We start from the raw sequence: 2158 nt of genomic DNA, 5'->3' as shown, positions 1-2158 counted from the left end.
GTGCGGGACGGGCTGTCGAAGAAGAGGCGGCTCAGAGAGCGGCGACCTGCTTCGCGATGGCCGACTTGCGGTTCGCGGCCTGGTTCTGGTGGATGACACCCTTGCTCACGGCCTTGTCGAGCTTCTTGCCGGCGGTCGCCAGGGCCTTCTCGGCGGCTGCCTTGTCACCGGAGAGAACGGCCTCGCGGGCGCGACGCACGTGCGTCTTCAGCTCGCTCTTGACGGCCTTGTTGCGCTCGCGCGCCTTCTCGTTGGTCTTGTTGCGCTTGATCTGCGACTTGATATTCGCCACGTTCGACGGTCTTTCGTTTGAGTGAATGTTGGAAGTGCCGGGCGAGCGGTAGAGGGACGCTGCACCGGCGGTCGTGGAGGTCGGGCAAAACCCCACACGCAAGCCAAGGGCCTAGTCTATCAGGTCGATGCTTCCAGCGTGGTGAGGGCCACGTCCAGCAGCGCGTTGAACACGCGCGGACGCATCGCGGTCACCAGGTGCGTCGTCCGCGGGACGACGATGAGCTCCGCGTCGCGCGCGACCGACAGGAACAGCTTCTCGTTGACCCGCAGCTGATCCCACTGCCCGTTCACGAACCACAACGGCACATCGATGCGTCGGAGCGCCGCGAGCAGATCGAGCACCGACAGACTCCGCAGCGCCGTGTCCTGCGCGTCGAACGCGTAGCCGCCCGCGCCGAAGTCCTCGCGCGTCTCCGGGGGCAGAGTGCGTTCGAGCACGTAGTTCGTCATGCGCATGCCCCGGTCGGGGAAGGCGTCGAGCCGCCGCGCGAAGAAGCGATAGGCGGCGAGCCCCACCCCGCGCGGGATCGACGTGCAGGATGCCGCGATGAACGCGGCAACCGGCGGCGGGTCCTCGCGCCCGACGTACTCGATCGAGAGCAGCCCGCCCATGGAATGCCCCACGAGCAGGACGGGACCGCGGGTCGCGGCATCCTGAACCGCCCGGTCGATCGTGGCGAACGCCTCGTCGAGGGTGAACACCTCGCCGCGACGCGTCCCGTGACCGGGCAGATCCACCGCCGTCACCGGGTTCCCGCGCTGCTCGAGATGCGCGACCTGCGCACGCCACATGGTCGCCGACGTGCGGATGCCGTGCACGAGCACGACCTGGACCGTCATGGCATCCAGCCTACGAACGGCACCTGAGCATCGCCCCGGCGCGGCGATGTCGGCGCGCGCCCGTAGAATCGACGGAACATGTCACCGCGCGCCCTGAAGCCTCTCGAGCCGTCCGTCACCCCGCCGGCGCAGATCCGCAACTTCTGCATCATCGCCCACATCGACCACGGCAAGTCGACGTTGGCCGACCGCATGCTGCAGATCACCGGCGTCGTCGCCGACCGCGACATGCGCGCGCAGTACCTCGACCGCATGGACATCGAGCGCGAGCGCGGCATCACGATCAAGTCGCAAGCGGTGCGGATGCCGTGGGCCGCCGGCGGCGAGACCTTCGCACTCAACATGATCGACACGCCCGGCCACGTCGACTTCACGTACGAGGTCAGCCGTTCGCTCGCCGCGTGCGAGGGCGCGATCCTTCTCGTCGACGCCGCGCAGGGCATCGAAGCCCAGACGCTCGCGAACCTCTACCTCGCGCTCGAGAACGACCTGCAGATCATCCCGGTCCTGAACAAGATCGACCTTCCCGCCGCCGATCCCGACAAGTACGCCGCCGAGCTGGCCGGCCTCATCGGCGGGGACCCCGCCGACGTGCTGCGCGTCAGCGGCAAAACGGGCACCGGCGTCGAAGAGCTCCTCGACCGCATCGTCGAGCAGATCCCCGCCCCGGTCGGAAAGGCCGACGCCCCGGCGCGCGCGATGATCTTCGACTCCGTGTACGACGCTTACCGCGGTGTGGTGACCTACGTCCGCATGGTCGACGGATCGCTGTCGCCGCGCGAGCGCATCCAGATGATGTCGACGACCGCGACGCACGAGCTGCTCGAGATAGGCGTGTCGAGCCCCGAGCCCGTGCCCACGCGGGGTCTCGGCGTTGGCGAGGTGGGCTACCTCATCACGGGCGTGAAAGACGTCCGGCAGTCCAAGGTCGGCGACACGATCACGAACCACCGCAAGCCCGCGACCCAGGCCCTCCCCGGGTACACCGACCCGAAGCCGATGGTCTGCTCGGGCATCTACCCTA

At 68.2% G+C, this 2158-nt stretch carries 3 protein-coding genes; 1 reads left to right on the top strand and 2 read right to left on the bottom strand.

Annotation, left to right across the window (positions count from 1 at the left end; genetic code table 11):
• Positions 1-31: 31 nt before the first annotated feature.
• Both rpsT and LQV45_RS27400 read right to left on the bottom strand, forming a co-directional pair.
• On the bottom strand, positions 32-292 hold the full coding sequence (gene rpsT / locus LQV45_RS27405) for a 30S ribosomal protein S20 (protein ID WP_230009972.1): 261 nt from the start codon (positions 290-292) through the stop codon (positions 32-34).
• A 119-nt stretch (positions 293-411) separates the two neighbouring features.
• Complete coding sequence (locus tag LQV45_RS27400) at positions 412-1134, bottom strand: alpha/beta fold hydrolase (RefSeq protein WP_138172212.1); 723 nt, start codon at positions 1132-1134, stop codon at positions 412-414.
• A gap of 78 nt (positions 1135-1212) precedes the next feature.
• Between LQV45_RS27400 and LQV45_RS27395 the strand changes: the two genes are divergently transcribed.
• The coding region (locus LQV45_RS27395) for a GTP-binding protein (RefSeq protein ID WP_230009969.1) at positions 1213-2158 on the top strand (946 nt) is incomplete at its 3' end.

It is taken from the genome of Microbacterium sp. Bi128 (genome assembly GCF_918698205.1).
Note: the sequence above shows the minus strand (reverse complement) of the source record. Positions and strands in the feature narration are given on the sequence as shown.